Origin of the sequence: Microcoleus sp. MON1_C5 (assembly GCF_036701875.1) — a bacterium.
GTDB lineage: Bacteria > Cyanobacteriota > Cyanobacteriia > Cyanobacteriales > Microcoleaceae > Microcoleus.
The window spans coordinates 41,252-58,347 of record NZ_JAUBRN010000002.1; the positions used below are offsets into that span (position 1 = coordinate 41,252).

General features: G+C 45.7%; 8 protein-coding genes. 4 read left to right on the forward strand and 4 right to left on the reverse strand.

The features are described from left to right. The first annotated feature begins 295 nt into the window (after positions 1-295). From QUA71_RS01485 to QUA71_RS01495, 3 genes are all read left to right on the forward strand, one after another. Positions 296-655 carry a hypothetical protein gene (locus tag QUA71_RS01485; RefSeq protein WP_333281340.1) on the forward strand — a complete coding sequence of 120 codons (360 nt, stop codon included), beginning with the start codon at positions 296-298 and terminating at the stop codon, positions 653-655. 704 nt (positions 656-1,359) lie between these two features. Continuing rightward, the gene (locus QUA71_RS01490) at positions 1,360-6,564 is read left to right on the forward strand and encodes an nSTAND1 domain-containing NTPase (RefSeq protein ID WP_333281343.1); all 5,205 of its coding nucleotides are present in this window, start codon (positions 1,360-1,362) and stop codon (positions 6,562-6,564) included. Positions 6,565-6,970: 406 nt separating this feature from the next. Next, the gene (locus tag QUA71_RS01495; RefSeq protein WP_333281346.1) at positions 6,971-9,244 is read left to right on the forward strand and encodes an FdhF/YdeP family oxidoreductase; all 2,274 of its coding nucleotides are present in this window, start codon (positions 6,971-6,973) and stop codon (positions 9,242-9,244) included. Between the two features lie 29 nt (positions 9,245-9,273). Here QUA71_RS01495 and QUA71_RS01500 read toward each other — a convergent pair whose 3' ends face one another. From QUA71_RS01500 to QUA71_RS01510, 3 genes are all read right to left on the reverse strand, one after another. Beyond that, positions 9,274-10,872: a M10 family metallopeptidase C-terminal domain-containing protein gene (locus QUA71_RS01500; RefSeq protein ID WP_333281349.1), complete on the reverse strand. Its 1,599-nt coding sequence runs from the start codon at positions 10,870-10,872 to the stop codon at positions 9,274-9,276. Between the two features lie 168 nt (positions 10,873-11,040). Continuing rightward, positions 11,041-11,265, reverse strand: coding sequence for a hypothetical protein (locus QUA71_RS01505; protein WP_333281352.1), 225 nt, complete (start codon positions 11,263-11,265; stop codon positions 11,041-11,043). After that, the gene (locus QUA71_RS01510; protein ID WP_333281354.1) at positions 11,247-12,206 is read right to left on the reverse strand and encodes a glycosyltransferase family 2 protein; all 960 of its coding nucleotides are present in this window, start codon (positions 12,204-12,206) and stop codon (positions 11,247-11,249) included. The genes QUA71_RS01505 and QUA71_RS01510 overlap by 19 nt, the downstream gene beginning before the upstream one ends. 625 nt (positions 12,207-12,831) lie before the next feature. Between QUA71_RS01510 and QUA71_RS01515 the strand changes: the two genes are divergently transcribed. After that, positions 12,832-15,375, forward strand: coding sequence for a protein kinase domain-containing protein (locus tag QUA71_RS01515; protein ID WP_333281357.1), 2,544 nt, complete (start codon positions 12,832-12,834; stop codon positions 15,373-15,375). Between the two features lie 233 nt (positions 15,376-15,608). Here the strand turns inward: QUA71_RS01515 and QUA71_RS01520 are convergent, their stop codons facing one another. Then, positions 15,609-17,021 carry a hypothetical protein gene (locus tag QUA71_RS01520; RefSeq protein WP_333219608.1) on the reverse strand — a complete coding sequence of 471 codons (1,413 nt, stop codon included), beginning with the start codon at positions 17,019-17,021 and terminating at the stop codon, positions 15,609-15,611. Positions 17,022-17,096: the final 75 nt, after the last annotated feature.

Here is a 17,096-nt window from a genome sequence, read left to right on the forward strand (position 1 = left end):
CAAACAGTTGACCGGATATGCTCCGTTAAGCAAACTTGCCGCGAAGAGTCAGATAAGGTTATATCCTGTGGAAAAACAAGTCACTATTAATTAATGACTCTGCTCAAAAACGGATACTTGCGAACCGCAGGAGTGGTAAGTAGCCCACAATTTTAGACACTAGTTCAAGCTCTCAGATTCATCTGTGGACTAAATCTAAAATCTAAAATCTAAAATCGACTCACAGCGCTCTAAAGTAGCGGCGGATGTTGAATGTGTAGCAGCACCAAAGTTTGGTTTATATCAGGAGGATACCATGAGGAAAATCACGGCGCGACAAACAATAAGTGCCATAGTAGCACTGCCGCTCGTACTAATAGCCAATACAACTCAAGCTTTGGCCACTGATACCGGTCAGAAAATAGATCCAATTAAGAAAGTTTCGGATTTTGGCGATGAGCTAGATGTTGATATTGGGCCCCCAACAACAATCAGCATTGAAGAAAGCGAGGATTGGGATGAACCTGATTTTACAGCTACTTTAGATATGGAGATTAGTAAATTTATGACAAACAATCTTCAAGCTGTAATTGATGAGCCGCCGCCGGTAGTTTATCTCAGTGCGGCGAGGGGCCAGTCAACCCGGGCCTGCCGGATTTCGGGGATCTGCGAATAACTGAATCGGAGTTGGGCGATCGAATCTTTTGCTGGGTACAATTGGAGCGATCGTAAAGATTTCAGTAAAATTAGGTTGATTTTGCTGGGAATATGCGAATAACAGAGTATGTATTTTTTCGGGTATGCTTTAATTTGAGCCGCTACAACAATAAGTATGCAGGCAGAAATAAACTTAACTAATTGATGGTTCCGTGTGAAATAAAATCGCCAAAACGGGCAGAAATAAACTTAACTATGTGATTATTTGCGGTAATTTGCAAACGTAAAAACGGGTAAAAGTAAACTTAGAGCAACCGCCCAAACGGTTAGGACGTTCTTAATTGCACTTTCCCCTGCGGTCGATTCCTTCCATCCGTGACATCCGTGACATCGGTTAAATAATCTGTTGCCGAACTTCCATCCGTGATACCAATTTTTTATGAGGCTGCATAGAATCCGATCCCCCCTAGCCCCCCTTAATAAGGGGGGGACAAGATTCCGATCAAAGTCCCCCTTCTTAAGGGGGATTTAGGGGGATCGAGATATGTGCAACTTCACATTAAATTGGTATGACATCCGTTACATCCGTTACATCCGTTAAATAATCCGTTGCCGAACTTCCATCCGTTACATCCGTTACATCCGTTAAATAATCCGTTGCCGAACTTCCTTTTTTCGGCAGTTGACAGTACCTATTCTGAGAAACTTTTTCAAATATTAATTATGATTAATTCGCACTGCCAGCAAGACACCGCAGCACAGCAAAACAAAAGTTCGCTGCAAACTCTCTCCCGGGCTCTGAGAATGTCTCAGGGGCAATTTTCGCTGATTTTGGCCCGGTGCAATTACAGTGCGATGAGAGAGGAAACTGTACGGCAATTGCGGGAGGAGTCTGGTATCGAGATTCGAGAAATTGTCCTCCCGCCATCTGTTAAAACTCTTTACACGACGATAGAAACCAAACTTTCCTGCAGCCACCCGGCAGCTTTAATGGTGTTTGGATTGGAATCGGTAAGTGCGATCGATCGACTGCTGACTTCTACCAACTACGTGAGGGAAGAATTTCGGAATAATTTTCCCTTCCCGGTGGTGCTGTGGGTGACCGACAAAATATTAAAAAAACTGATTCGGTTAGTAACAGATATCGAGACTTGGACGACCACTGTTGAATTTGTGATCGGCCCCGACGACTTGGTGGATTTCCTGGGCAAAAGTGCCGATCGCATTTTTTCCAATATTTTAGAAAGTGGCAATTGGCGTTTAACTAATTCTGCCATTCTCGGAGCCAATTCTTTGAGTGAACTAGAGTCGGCTAGCCAAGACTTGCAAACTTGCAACATCAGGTTAGAACCAGCTATTGAAGCGAGTTTGCAATTTATTCGCGGTCGGCACGAATATGCTTGTCACCGCATCCCTGCGGCTATTGAATTGTATCAAAAAAGTCTCAGTTTTTGGAAGCATCAAGTAGCGTTTATTGGGTCTAAAACACAATTTAGCGATTTGTTATTTACCGTTCACCCAGCACCGGTGTTAGAGGGAATTCTGCTATTCCACATCGGTCTTTGCTACCGCTTCCAAGCAGAAAAACACCGCAGCGGCAACCGTCCTTACTGGACGGAAGCTAAGAATTATTTTCAGGAATGTATTAATGTTTTAGAACGGGCAGGACGGTCGGATGCCGTTGGTATATTCATCAATCAACTTGGCGAAGTATTGCAGCATTTAGAAGATTGGGATGCACTCTGGAATTTAGCTATCAAAGCTCGGAGGTTACATGAAAATATGGAAAATTCAGCAGTTAATTTGGCTCAAGATTACGGCTTTTTGGCTAGAGTAGCCTTAGAGCAGAAGAACTGGCAAGGGGCGAAAGAATGGGCTTTAGTGGCTCTAGACGTTCTCAACTCAAATTTAGAAGCGACGGGACAGGGAACCCCTGTAAAGTCGCAGCATCTAGGCTTGTATCTGTTAATTTTAGCAGAGGCCCAGAGTCAGTTGGGCGAGATGCAGGAGGCGATCGCGCATTTAGAGCTTGCTCGCTCGGAAACCGAAGCGTGCTACAACCCGCAACTGTATTTGCGGGTTTTAGAAATGCTGCGATCGCTCTATTTTCAGCGGGGAGAATATCTCAAAGCCTTTCAAATAAAGCAAGATTATCGAGCGGTGGAACACACGTATCGGTTCCGAGCTTTTATTGGAGCCGGAAAGTTGCAGCCGCACAGAGAAGCGATTAATTCCGTCGCCGAAACTGTTGCAGATACGCCTACTATTGCTGACGAAATTACAGCTTCCGGCAGAGAGCAAGACCTCAACCGCTTGATATATAGAATGAACAATACCCCCGACAAACTGACAGTAATTTACGGTCAGTCTGGAGTTGGCAAAAGTTCAATAGTCACGGGAGGATTAGTACCAGCTCTCAAACAAAAAAAAATAGAAATGCGGACTGTGTTGCCGATAGTGCTGCAAGTTTACAACAACTGGCCGCGGGAATTGACCAGACAGTTATCTGCTGGGAAAGCTGAAATATTCGATCCGGAAATTTCCGAAGCAGTATCAGAAACTGCTCCGGTAGATTTTCCAGTAGAAGCAGGCGCAGTCGAGGGAAATCTTATTTCAGGATTTCACAGTGGCTCGACTGGGAATAATGAGGATCAAAGGGAGCAGTCACAGCCAGTAGAATTAATCATAGAACAACAGGCGATCGAATACGAAAATATTCTCAAGGAGCTGCAAAGAAATTCCGAACATTTAGTGACTGTGCTGATATTTGACCAATTTGAAGAATTTTTTTTCGTGTGGAAAGAGCCAGCGGAAAGGCAGATATTTTTTAATTTTTTGCGGGGATGCTTGAAAATTAAATATTTAAAAGTCGTTCTGTGTTTGCGGGAAGATTACCTGCACTATTTGCTAGAATTTTCCCGACCCAAAAACCCGACAGGATTGGTTAATAATGATATTTTAGAGGACATTCTCAGCAAAAATATTCTGTTTTATTTAGGAAATTTTTCGCTGGTCGATGCGCGATCGGTAATTCGCACTTTAACTGAACGAGCGCAGTTTTACTTAGAACCGGATCTGATCGAAGAATTAGTCAAAGATTTAGCTGGAGAACTGGGAGAAGTCCGCCCGATCGAACTACAACTTGTCGGCGCTCAACTGCAACAAGAGGACATTAGAACTTTAACTCAATATCAGGAACTCGGCAACAATCCGCAACAAAAATTAGTCGAAAGGTTTCTTGAAGAGGTCATCAAAGATTGCGGCCCGGAAAATGAAGTTGCAGCGCGCCGAGTTTTGTATTTTCTAACAGATGAAGACGAGATACGTCCCCTCAAAACCCGCGCCGAATTAGCCTCAAATTTAGCGACATTTGCCGAAGCTGACAAATTAGATTTAGTCTTAGAACTGTTAGTAAACTCGGGTTTAGTTTTTCGATGGACGGAACTGCCTGCTGAGCTTTATCAGCTCGTTCACGATTATTTAGTTAGCTTCATTCGCCAGCAGCAAGAATTAGATAAAAAGGCAGAATTTGAGGAACTGCGAAAGCAAAACCAAATTAACCGAGATGAAATTGAACAAATTCGCAAAGACAGAGAGCGAGACGCTTTGCTGTCGGAAGCTAGAGACAAACAGCGCCAAGCCCGAGACAAACAGCACGAAGCGGAAGCTCAACTTTACCACACTCGGAGATGGCAATTGCGGGCGGCGGTTCTAGGAGTGCTGGTACTCGGAGGTGTTTCGGCGATGGCCTTCGAGCAAGCGAAACTAGCAGAAAGCGCGCGGCAAGAAGCAGAAAAAAGTCGGACTGATGCCCTAAATTCGGCGTCGGAAGCTTTAGTGCTTTCTAATGAAAAAAATCAATTAGGAGTGTTGGGAAATAGTATCAAAATCGGCCGTGATTCTCAGAAAAGTACAGCGCTGCCTGTGGACACTAAAAATCAAATTGCTGAAAGACTCAGACAAGCAGTTTCCGGGGTGCAAGAACGCAACCGTTTCGAGCAGCACAGCAAGTTTGTTTTGGATGTGAGTGTCAGCCCCGACGGCAATTCAGTTGCTTCGGCAAGTGCTGACAAAACTGTTAAATTGTGGAGCAAAGAAGGTAAGTTATTAAAAACTTTCAATCACCCAGATAGCGTGACGAGTGTTAGTTTTAGTCCCGATGGGAAAACGATCGCTACTGGTTGTGCCGATCGCACAATTAGAATTTGGCAAGTAGATAACGACAAAAGTGCCATAGGCATTTTATCCGGCCACCGCGATATCGTCACCAGCGTCAGTTTCAGTCCCGACGGCAAAACCCTAGCTTCCGCCAGTCACGACAACACCGTCAAAATCTGGAACCTTGCGAACAAAAAATTGCTGCAAACCTTAACCGGACACAAAGACTGGGTGCTGGGCGTCAGTTTCAGCCCCGACGGCCAAACAATAGCCTCAGCAAGTGTTGACAAAACTGTCAAACTTTGGAACCGAGAAAGTAAAACCCAGAAATTTACAATTAATCCCAAAACATTAACCAAACATTCTGACATTGTGTACAGCATTAAGTTCAGTCCAAACAGCCGAGAACTCGTCTCAGCAAGTGCCGACACCACAGCTAAAATTTGGAACCGAAACGGTGAGGAAATCAGAACTCTCAAAGGACACAACGATGAAGTTGTCAGTGCGAGTTTCAGTCGCGACGGCAAAAAAATTGTCACCGGCAGTGCAGACGATACGGTGAAAGTTTGGAGTCGCAGCGGCACTTTGCTCAATACTTTTCGAGGACATCAAGACGACGTAAGGGCCGTAAGTTTCAGCGGGGACGGCACTATTGCTTCCGCAAGTAAAGACAAAATAGTGAAAATTTGGAAACCGGACAGCACTCCGCTGAATAAGATTTTATCGGGACACGAAGACTGGGTTTACAAAGTCAGTTTTAGCGCTGATAGCAAAACAATTGCTTCTGCTAGCGGGGACAAAACCGTGAGACTTTGGCGGGCTGACGGCAGTTTATTACAAACCTTAGAAGGTCACAAGGATTCTGTTACCTGGGTGAGTATTTCCCCTGATGATAAAACTGTTGCTTCGGCGAGCGATGACAAAACAGTGAAAGTCTGGAGTTTAAACGGCAAACTGTTAGATACTCTCAGCCACAGCGGCATTGTCAGAAGCGTGAGTTTTAGTCCAGACGGAAAGATAATTGCCGCCGCCAATGCCGATCGCAAATTGTACCTCTGGCGCTGGAACGGTTCTAAAGCAACTTTGTTTGCAAAACTCGATCACAGCAATCCAGTAATTAGCGTTAGCTTCAGTCCCGACGGCAAAACTATTGCTACTGCTACCGCTGCTGAGGACAAGGCAAGCGGGAAGAAAAAGGCTTTTGAAATTACCGGAGAAAAGAGAGTTTACCTGTGGCAATTTAACGGTTCGTCGGCGAAAGCTTTGAAAACTCTCGACCACCAAGACAGCGTTAAAAATGTTAGTTTCAGTCCCGACGGCAAGACTATTGCTGCTGCTTGCGCTGACAAAAAAGTTTACTTGTGGGGGTTTGATGGAAAGGTGGCGAATTTAACTGAAAAACTCGACCACAGCGATACCGTAGAAAGCGTGAGTTTTAGTCCAGACGGCAAGTTGATTGCGGCGGCGAGTGGGGGAAATACTGTTAAGCTATGGGATTTTGACGGCAAGAAGGCGCTGCTATCTAAGACTTTGGAATCGAGCGATCGCGTGTTGAGCGTTACTTTTAGTTCTGACAGCAAAACTCTGGGTTTTGCTAGTAGGGATAGGACTGTAATTCTGTTGCCTGTGGAGAATTTGGAACTAAATAATATCATTGCTCGCAGTTGCGAGTGGTTGGGAGATTATTTGCAGAATGACCCGAATGTTGCTGAGGGCGATCGACTGCTGTGTCTTGGGTTTGGGAAGCAGGCATTAAATAAGAGGAAGTAAACCGTAAGCTAGGACGGGCTAGAAGCCCATCCCACAAAAATTATTTTTTCTTGTGGGGTGGGCTTCTAGCCAGCCCGAAAATTTAATTAAAAGGACTTTTGCAAGATAAGACGGCGGTTGAAACCGCCGGGTATTCTTAAAACATCTATCGGTTGAGTAGTTTTTTCTGTTGTAAATTTGCGGTAAAATTAAAGTAATAAATTTAACTCCTCTGGCGGTTGCCCCGCCGAGTCAATAGAAGTAAGTCGGTCTGTGGCAGAATTGTATTGTACAGTGCGCTCAAAAAAATCGCTTTGAAAAACAACAAAATTGTTGCCTTCAAAATTTTAATTTCATTCTGCCGAATGCCTTGTGATCCGGCTGCCTTTCTTCAACTAATCCGCAATTCAAACAAAAGGTAAACCACATGGATGTCAACTCCCAAAATGTCCAACCAATCCCGCCATTCAGCGAGACAAACGAGGAAACACCAGAGATAGGTGGCGGTTTGCCCATAATAGAATATTGGGCAAAACATACATTGTCCCCGGAAGGCCCGAAACTTTGGAAAACTTTGCTGCACAAAAGTGCCTGTTTGTCTTGTTCTTGGGGTACTGGCGGGCAGAAAGGAGGTTTTACAAATGAAGAGGGCGAAAAACTTCAGCGGTGCATGAAAAGCGTCGAAGCAATCTCCGCTGAAATCAAGCCGGCTATCTCAACTCAATTTTTTGAAAAGAAGAGTATTGCACAACTTCAGCAATTAACTTCAATGGAAGCCGATAGGTTGGGAAGGCTGAGTTTTCCGATGATTTTGCGGGCTGGTTCATCTCATTACGATCGCATTTCTTGGGAAGAAGTTTATCAAATTGCCGAAGCTGCTTTTCGCAAAACCCCCGAAAGAGTGGCATCTTACAGTTCCGGTCGCTCTTCCAACGAAGCGGCTTTTCTGCTGCAATTGATGATGAGAGCGATGGGTTCCAATAACTTAGCAGATTGTTCCGATCTCTGCCACGCTCCCTCGACAATCGGGTTAAGCGAAATGTTTGCCACCCGCACCTCGTTAGTGAGTCTAGAAAACTTGAAGGAAGCAGATTGCGTCGTGCTCGCGGGCAGCAATTCTTCCTACAACCATCCCCGCTTGATGAACGAGTTAATTAAAATTCGCGACAAAGGCGGTAAAATAATTGTAATCAATCCGGTGATGGAAATCGGGTTAGTCAAGTTTGGTTCTCCCGCATTTCCCGTCAAGTCGCTCATCCCCGGTTCCGATATTTCCTCCTTATACTTGCAACCAATTCCCGGCAGCGATACGGCGCTATTTGTCGGCCTTCAAAAGTCTATAATCGAACAAGGACTCCTGGACAAAAAATACTTACAAGCGTATACAGAAGGCTGGGAAGCAGTAGTCCAGCACGCCCGCGAAACCGATTGGGAAACTATTACTAAAACCTGCGGAGTTTCCCAAGCAGAAATTGAGGCTGCCGCCAAAATTATCGGCACGTCCCAGCGAGTTGTATTCGGTTGGGCGATGGGAATTACCCAACACGATAACGGTGTAGATAACGTTTTCAGCATTGCCAATACTGCCTTAATGACAGGAAATGTCGGCAAAGAAGGGGCGGGATTAATGCCCGTCAGAGGACACTCAAACGTCCAAGGATTCGGCTCTATGGGCGTCACTGTGAAGCTGAAAAAAGAAATTCAACAAGCTTTAGAAAAGTTATTGAATCGTCCCCTCAGTCCTGTTAAGGGCTACGACACTCGATCGCTCATTGAAGCAGCAGAAGCAGGCAAAGTCGATACCCTGATCTGTCTGGGCGGTAACTTGTATGGGGCGAATCCAGATTCAACTCAGGCCAAACAGGCTTTAGCCAATGTTGAAACCGTTATCTACCTCGCAACCAAACCGAACTTAGGGCATTTTCACGGATTGGCAAAGCACAATACAATTGTGATTCCCGTGCTGAATCGCTTTGAAAATCCCCACAAAACAACGGTGGAAGCCGGGAATAATTTTGTGCGTTTAAATGATGAGGGTGAAACTCATCTCAAGAATTCGGATTTGATTCCTGAAGTAAATTTTTTAACAGAATTAGCCAGCCGAATTCACGGCAGTTATCCCGTAGATTGGCGCCAACTTCAAGACACCAAATACGTTCGTCAATTGATTGCTGAAACTATTCCGGGCTATGAAAAAATAGCAACAATTGATGAAACAAAAGAGGAATTTACCATCGGCGGTCGCATTTTTACTGAACCTAAATTCCCTACAGAGTCTGGGAAAGCGAAGATGTTTGTCACGCCTTTACCTAAGCTGAAATTACCGGAAGCGAAAGAGTTTGGAGTATCGGAATCAACACAGGGTATTGTTGTGGCATTGATGACGGGACGCAGCTATTCTCAGCACAATACTGTCGTCTACAAAATTGAGGACAAGTATCGGGGAATGCCGCACCGCAACTGCATTTTGATGAATCGCGCGGATGCAGAAAGCGCGGGTTTGCAAGAACATCAGCGCGTGACGGTGCAGGGAAATGTGGGGAAAATGGAAAATGTCGAGGTGATTTACGGGGCGGTTCGTGAGGGTGCAGCTTTGATGTTTTATCCTGAAGTTAATGTGATTTTTCACCCGGAAATTGAAAGGCGATCGGGCACGCCGGCTTACAAGCGCGTACCTGCTTTTGTTTATGCAGAAAGGTAAAAACCGAATACTACAGATACCTGCTTTCTTCAAGAATTTGGGGATGTAAACAACGTACTTGAAGCACTTAAAAAATCAGATTGCCCGATCGAACTCAGGACAATTCCCGGCAGCAAAGCCAAGACTTGTCCGGTGCTGCCGATCCGAATTTCAGTACCATCACCTGAAGGTACGATCGACAGTTGCTCGAATCTCAAACCATCAACTAACACTAACAAATCCACACCATCAGCAAAATCAACAATCGTATCCGTACCCCCACCCAGCTCCAACACAATGCCATCGATACCGACACCGGTGATAATAGTATCGTTTCCCCGACCGCCCCGCAGCAAATCCGCCCCGCCCCCGCCAGTTAACACATCCATGCCTTTGTCGCCGTAAATATAGTCACCGCCTTCGCCGCCGTCCAAACTATCGCTTTGCCGCCCCCCACTAATCGTGTCGGTTCCCGCACTGCCTAGAATACTGTTAGCTAATTCATTTCCAAGTACCTGGTCATTCCCGGGCGAACCTACCAGATTTTCGATATCCGCGCCAAAAGCAATGTACGTGCCAAAGGTTTCAGTTGTATAAAGCCGAGCGGGGACACCGGGCGACAACTGCGAAAGTTGTAAATAGTAGCTCAGATCTCCCAAAGCGCTCTTTGCTGTTAGCGGCTTACCCTGATTCATGTCGAAACTATAGACGTTGTTGGCCGGCAGTGCCGAAAAGTCCAAAGTATCACTGCCGCCGCCGTCCCAGATAGTTTGAACCGTATTGAAATTAGTGCTGTCGAATTTGTAAACATCATCGCCATCGTTAAAGTCGTCGCGCGCGCCGTAGAGATACTGCAAGGCCCGGATGTCATAGGCCATCAAACTCCGGGGTTCTTCGGCGTTGGGGTCGCTAGCTCTGGCATCTAGGGGATTGTAGGACATGATCGTATTTCTCGTATGATCCTTGTCAAACGGAAGATGCGGAGGCTCTCCGGGGTTGTATATTTGATCGCTGCTGAAGCTGTAGTTGCCGGGGTGCTTCAAACCCATCGCGTGACCGATTTCGTGAATTAAAATATAGTAGCCCAAACTGCCGCGGCCTGCGGAAAAAGCTCTTTCGGGATCGTTTTCATAGAGCTTTTGGAGGTGGATGGCGCCGCCGCCCAAAACACCAGGGTGATAAGCGTAGGCAGAGCCCTCAGCACCAACCCCATCGGAAAACATAATTCTGATGTTGCTTTGGGCCGAGTCTGGAACTTCTACAAAGTTGAGCGGCAAGACTGTGGCATAATTGTCCCGCAAGATTTGGCGGACATTCTGTTTGATCCGATCGTTAACTTCCTCAATATTGGTTTCGTCTCTATATGCAAAATAACTGTCCGAGCTCTCAGCAGTCACAAAACTGTAGGTGATGGTGCCGCCGGGAGCGACGTTCCATTTGGCTGGCTGTCGGGGGTTTGCTCTACTTATTCCGAGCAGAGCATCGATATCGTTAGAGTTGCTGAAGGCGGAAGCTTGAGCGGCCGAGCGTTCGGCGCTGGAATCTGAGGTTTGAGCGCGGCTGCGGCAGATCGGGCAGCTATGTTTTGAAGCACCTTGCAACAAATCTGAATTGTTATTAGTTAAATCACTCAGAGTGTAAACAGACATGAGGTTCCTTCCAATTCGAGGCAAGAGGATGTTGATTAATATTATTAAATAAACAGATATGAAAGTCAATTCATAAAATTTATGACTTTGACTTCATAAAAATCATATTTATCAAGAAATATTACCAACAAACGATCGGTGGTCACGAATGATTTGAGCTTGCTGCTATTAACTCTTAATTTGCAAAGCTCTACCCCGCCAAGTCCATCCCCAACCAGTTTCAGTTTTAATCGCAGAACCGATCGCAATCGCCGCCACTAACGCACCTCCGAAACCTCCCAACCACCAGTATTTCGTCGGACATTCAGAAATTTCGGCACCCAAGCGGCGCAAAGTGTAATGCTGCCAAATTACGATTACGGATAAACAGATAGTTAACCAGGTAATTGGCAATTGGTAATTGGTAATTGGTAATTGGTAATTGTCAGAATTTCTGTGAAGTCGCCGTTTGCCAGCAAAATAGCTAATGCCAACCACGGCATCGGATAAAGAAAAAACATAATTGCGGCCATGTAAACCATCATGCCCCAACTGCGGTTAGCGCCGAGATACAGATTCTTTGTCCAGCCTTCCCACAATGCGTTCCAAGACCGATACATCCGCACGGATGCCAAATTTGACCCGGAATAAAGTCCCAGCTTTAAACCCGCACGTTTGATGCGTCTAGCTAGTTCCACATCTTCCACAATTTCGCCGGCAACTGCTTCGTGACCGCCGATTTTTTCGTAGCCCGATCGCCTAAATAACATGAACGGGCCGCCGGCAAAAGCACTGTCTGTTTTCGAGGGATCGTTAACGGCGGTAAAGTCGAAGCAAACTGCTAAGTGATTGAACATTATCGGCTGCACCAACCACTCGGCAAAACACTCGCAAACCAGCGCTGGCATACAGGTGAACAAGTCTATTTTCTCAGTTTCTGCTGTTGTAATAGCGGTTTCGATCACCCCTGGTTTGAGTCGCACGTCGGCATCGATAAATAATAAGAAGTCTCCGGTTGCTACCTGAACAGCTTGGGCGCAGGCCCAGTTTTTGCCAGCCCAATATTGGTTGGTTGGTCGCGGCTGACCTGCTAATATTTTAAGCCGGGGGTCGTTGAGATGCTGTTGCAGGGATTGCGCGATCGCTAGTGTGTCGTCTGTCGATCGATCGTCTACAATCAAAACCTCTAGGTTCTCCACAGACAGCGGTGTACTCTCCAAAATGGCGATCGCGCAATCCCGAATATTCTCTGCCTCGTTGTATGCTGGTACGATTACCGAAACTTTAGGGAACTGCGCGGCGGACTCCGGTGACAGCTTAGCCAAACTTCTGTCGGTTCGAGGCGCATTTTCCACTGATCGGCGCAAGTTCTTAGTGTAAGCTCTACTTACAATCAGAGAAAAAATTAGCAGGGTTAACAATATCAAAGCGAACAGACCTCAAATTTTCCGTACACGATTTGTCTCCCTAAATATTAAAAAATATTAAAACAAAAAGCTAGTCGATCGCCCGAAAAGTTATTTTGACCGCCTCTTTTGCTATAATTTGTGAGCATCTTTCGGCTCGCTCGCAGCGAGGGGTAAGACCCCTCACCCAGACAGCGACCGAAAAGCCGAGGATAGATATCAGTTGTCAGAGGATATTGGAATGGGCGAATTTTTGACAGTCGATGTGTTGGCGAACGGGATAGCCGTACTTGGTGCTTTCGGTTTTTTCTTTTTAGGATATCAAGCTTTGCAGATGTTGAAAAAATAAAGTATGGAAGAAGGAAGAAAGAAGAAGGAAGAAGGAAGAAGGATTAGCTCCTTGTTCCCCCCAAACCCCTAAAAAAAGGTGAGTAGGGGGTGGGAGAAGAGCATTCTTTCGCTCCCCTCAAACCCCTGAAAAAGGAGGATTTAGGGAGCGAAACTCAAAGACAAGTGACTCAACAGTGCAACTGTTTCTTGCGAAAATCAACCAAAAAAAGGCTGCGTTATTATCATGGTGAGCCAACTTTTAGATGGACGCTATCAAATCATTGAAGTCATAGAAACAGGAGAATTTGGACAAACCTATCTGGCAAAAGATATTCGCCGTCCGGGAGAACCGCAGTGCTTTGTCAAGCACCTGCGTCCCGGTACCACCGAACCGAAATTAATTAATACTACGCGCCGTCTTTTTCAAAAAGAAGCAGAAGTTCTAGAAAGGCTCGGTCAACACGACCAAATTCCTCAGCTATTCGCTTATTTTGAAGAAAATGAAGAATTTTTCTTAGTTGAATCCTTTGTTGCCGGTCACTCGCTATCAACCGAGATTGTACCGGGCAAGCCTCTGAGCGAAGAAAAAATGATTTCTTTGCTGAAGGAACTGTTAGAAATTTTAGTGTTTGTACACGGACAGGGAGTAATTCACCGAGATATTAAACCGGCAAATTTAATCCGTCGCTATTCAGATAACAAGTTAGTTTTAATCGACTTTGGCTCGGTGAAAGAAATTCACATCGCTCAAAGACAAGCACCGGTAACTGTGCGGATTGGCACGCTGGAATATATGCCGATCGAACAATTTCAATACAACCCGCAACTCAACAGCGATATCTACGCTTTGGGAATGATTGGCATCCAAGCAATGACGGGTTTGCCGGCTTACGATTTGCCGAAACTGCGGGATTTGAAAAATTCTAATAAAGGCGAAATTGTTTGGCGGCATTTAGCCACGTGTTCCCAAGCGCTGGCCGATGTTTTGGATAATATGGTGCGCTACGATTTTCGCGAGAGATACCAGTCGGCGGCGGAAGCTTTAGCCGATTTGAGGAAAATTGGCGATCGCTCGCGGGCGCGGATTCCCAAGCTGACAATATATCGCGAAGAAGTCGATCGGCGCAGCAGCAGCCGGGGTGATATTACAGTCGTCGGTCGTAGAATATTAGATGAACTGCGCGTCAGTTTGGAATTGCTGCCAGAAGAAGCAGAGGCGATCGAAGATGAGGTATTGAACCCTTACCGGAAATACAGGCAAAAAGGCGAACGCTACGAACAATCACTGCAAGAAGCAATGCAGCAAGAATATCCCTTTTCTCAGGAAACTCGCGACGAATTAAAACGCTTGCAGCAAGTTTTAGGGCTTACCGACGAAGATGCCGCGAAAATCGAAGAATTAGTCATTCCTAAATCTTTATTTGCTAAATTGTACAAGGCGATCTCCACAGTTTTGGAGGGACACCGCAACCCCAGTGGACCACCAGCCAGCAGCGCCCCTCAACTCGAATTGCAGGCAAGTCCGGCGGTATCCTCGCAGGTAAATCTGAACGGAAAAACCGATTTCTCGTTAGCGCAGCCCGCCCCTACGGGGGCTACGCCAACGGAGAGGATCGCCAGCCCAGCAGCACTTGTCCCCAAAGAAACTCGCAAATTCAATCCTTATCTCGCCGGGGCAACAATTGCGGCTATCTTAGCTGCGATCGGCGGACTTTATGGATATCTCAAGTGGCAAGAATGGGAGCAGCGAGCCCAGAAAGAATCCCAACAGCTCAATCAAATTGCCGCTCTCTATAAAGCCAGCAATTATGAAGACTGCATCAGCCAAATACCAACAATTGCCAACACTTCCAGCAGCTATGCGTCCGCTCAGGAGTTACAGGAACAGTGCCAAGCAGGTCTGCGGTGGAAGAACGCCAAAGTCAAAAATTTCGCTCAGCATTCAGATGCAGTTGGGTCTGTTGCTTTCAGTCCAGACGGCTTAATGTTAGCCAGCGGTTCTAAAGACAAAACCATCCAAATTTGGGATTTAGCTACAGGCAAGTCGATCCGCACTTTTCCAGGAGATTCCTCCACTATTTGGTCGGTTGCTTTTGACTCAAACGGTACGAAACTGGCGACTGGAACCGGTTTTTGGCGAGTCATGCTGTGGGATTTGAAAACAGGGCAAGTGATTCGCAGTCTCGACCACACTGCTTCTGTGTGGTCTGTCGCTCTCAGCCCGGACGGACAGCTTGTTGCTAGCGGTAGCGGAGACAAAACCACGAAGATTTCGGATGCAGCAACTGGCAGTTTGATTCAGAATTTTCCAGACCATACAGATTTTGTTTATTCTGTTGCTTTCACTCCCGATGGAAAAAGTTTGGTTAGCGCTTCTAAGGATAAAAAAATTACAGTTGTTGATGTAGCAACGGGGAGCTTGCTCAAAACTATTGAGGGACACGGCGACGCGGTGAGGTCGGTGGCTGTTAGCCCGGACGGCCAGACAATTGTTAGCGGTTCCTACGATGAAAGTATTAAAATCTGGAATATCGAAACAGGAGATTTAATTCGCTCTATCCAGGGACATTCTGACGATATTGTCTCGGTTGCTATCAGTCCGGACGGGAAGTTTATTGCGAGCGGGAGCAAGGATAAAACTATTAAAGTTTGGGATTTTGCTACCGGAGAATTGCTGAATACTTTGACGGGACATTCCGATGAGGTTTATGTGGTGACTTTTAGTCCTGATGGCAAAACTATTGCTAGCGGTTCTAAAGACAATACTATTAAGTTGTGGCTGAGGTAATCAGAAAGAAGGAAGAAGGAAAAAGGAAGAAGGAAGAAGGAAAAAGGAAGAAGGAAGAAGGAAGAAGAAAGAAGGAAGAAGAAAGAAGGAAAAATAGTCCTTGACGCACAGACTATACTTGTAGGGTGCGAAGTGCGTACCTTACTACTACAGATAGTGTAACAATTGAAAACTTGTGTCCAGGACTGAAGAAGTCAGTCAACAGTCAACAGTATCCATTAGTCACTGGTCATTTAATTCCTAAGATTAAGCTCGTTTTTTAAGGTTTGGGGAAAGTGCCAATAAGGCGTTTCTAATTCGTCCTCAGTTGGATAATTTTCAGTTGATTTCTCTCGGATTTGAAAAAAGTGGTAGAGGTTCGCCACAGTTAAATCGGATATTTCTTGCCAATTCGAGGCAGCTAAAGCTTGATAGCCCGTAGCGATCGCCTGCTGGCTGATATAAAATTCGTATCTCCGGCGGATTTCCGGCGACACAGCGAACGTTAGCTGGTCGCGCAAGGATAGAAAGTGAGACTTTTGCTTTAAACTTTCATAAAGTGAAGGTTCCGCAGCTAATACCGCGAATGTAGTGTACACGCTGCTTTTTAAACTCTCGCCGGTGAGTTTATCTAAACTAGCTAACTGGTGCTGCTCTTTTGGAGACAAAGTTTGCATCCAATCAACCTCATTTTGCCAAAATTCTATTACACTTAAATCATGACCGAGAATCCTAGTAACTTCAGGAAATAAAAAATCTAGTTCGGGTTCGGATTGACATCCTTTAACAACAGTTAGAAGATTTTGACAAATTTTTGATTGGAGTTCCAGCAGGCGATCGCTCACCATCTTGTAGGCCCGCTGCAACTGAAACGTGACCCCGATCGCCTGCTCGATCGCCCAAACACATTCCATTTGCCTGAGCTGTCCAGCAGAAGACAGCCCCTCCAACAAACTAGGATTATCATAAATTTTTAAAGCCTCAAACAGCATATCTCGCCCGCTATTAATTTCGGAATTCCGAAGTTTAATATCTGGCACAGTCAGGGCTGACTGACAGCGTTTGATAGCTTTAGAAAAAATCTCGTAACCGTTAACCAGTTTCTGGCGGTGCATTTCAAAATTAGAGTCGTGAGCCACCTTAAAAATCTGCTGGATTACCTCTACTCCCCTATCTTTGAGGATGTGTCTGAGATCGATAAATCCGTCTTTAATTTTTAGCTTCTGGTGCTTTGCCTCTTCTCGGATTTTTAATACTTGGTTGAGGTTTACTGCGGACAAAACTGTGCTCGATACAGTGCCAATACCAATGACAGCAGCAGTCGCTTGCATCACTGCCAAATTAATTTTCAGACAGTTAAGCATTCTGTATATTTTTTGAAACCCCTGATGAGTTTGAGCAACCTGCAGCGGCGCCAGTGTCACGTACACGGGAGCTACCAGCGGCTGTATGGGCCCACCTCCGGCTAACTGTGCGAGCAATCCTATAACTCCGCGATCGGATAGAGTTTCACTTCTTGATTGATAAAAAATTTTTGCAAGCTCCACAAACTCCCCTGTCACCGGATCTCTAGCTGCCGGGAGCAATTTTCCTGTTTTGGCAGCAGGCTGTACAAGGTTGCCACTATTGAGTCGCGCCTGAGTTGCAGGAGTGAATATATAATCCATGTGGTGACTCAGTTTCCATTCAAAAAGGCAGATGTTCTGTATTGTATGCTGTTTAGGGAAACGAGGGATTAAAGG

Excerpts from the sequence above, each read along its gene's own strand:
- QUA71_RS01485 (WP_333281340.1), top strand. The coding sequence starts at position 296 with ATGAGGAAAATCACGGCGCGACAAACAATAAGTGCCATAGTAGCACTG.
- QUA71_RS01490 (WP_333281343.1), top strand. The coding sequence starts at position 1,360 with ATGATTAATTCGCACTGCCAGCAAGACACCGCAGCACAGCAAAACAAA.
- QUA71_RS01495 (WP_333281346.1), top strand. The coding sequence starts at position 6,971 with ATGGATGTCAACTCCCAAAATGTCCAACCAATCCCGCCATTCAGCGAG.
- QUA71_RS01500 (WP_333281349.1), bottom strand. The coding sequence starts at position 10,872 with ATGTCTGTTTACACTCTGAGTGATTTAACTAATAACAATTCAGATTTG.
- QUA71_RS01515 (WP_333281357.1), top strand. The coding sequence starts at position 12,832 with ATGGTGAGCCAACTTTTAGATGGACGCTATCAAATCATTGAAGTCATA.
- QUA71_RS01520 (WP_333219608.1), bottom strand. The coding sequence starts at position 17,021 with ATGGATTATATATTCACTCCTGCAACTCAGGCGCGACTCAATAGTGGC.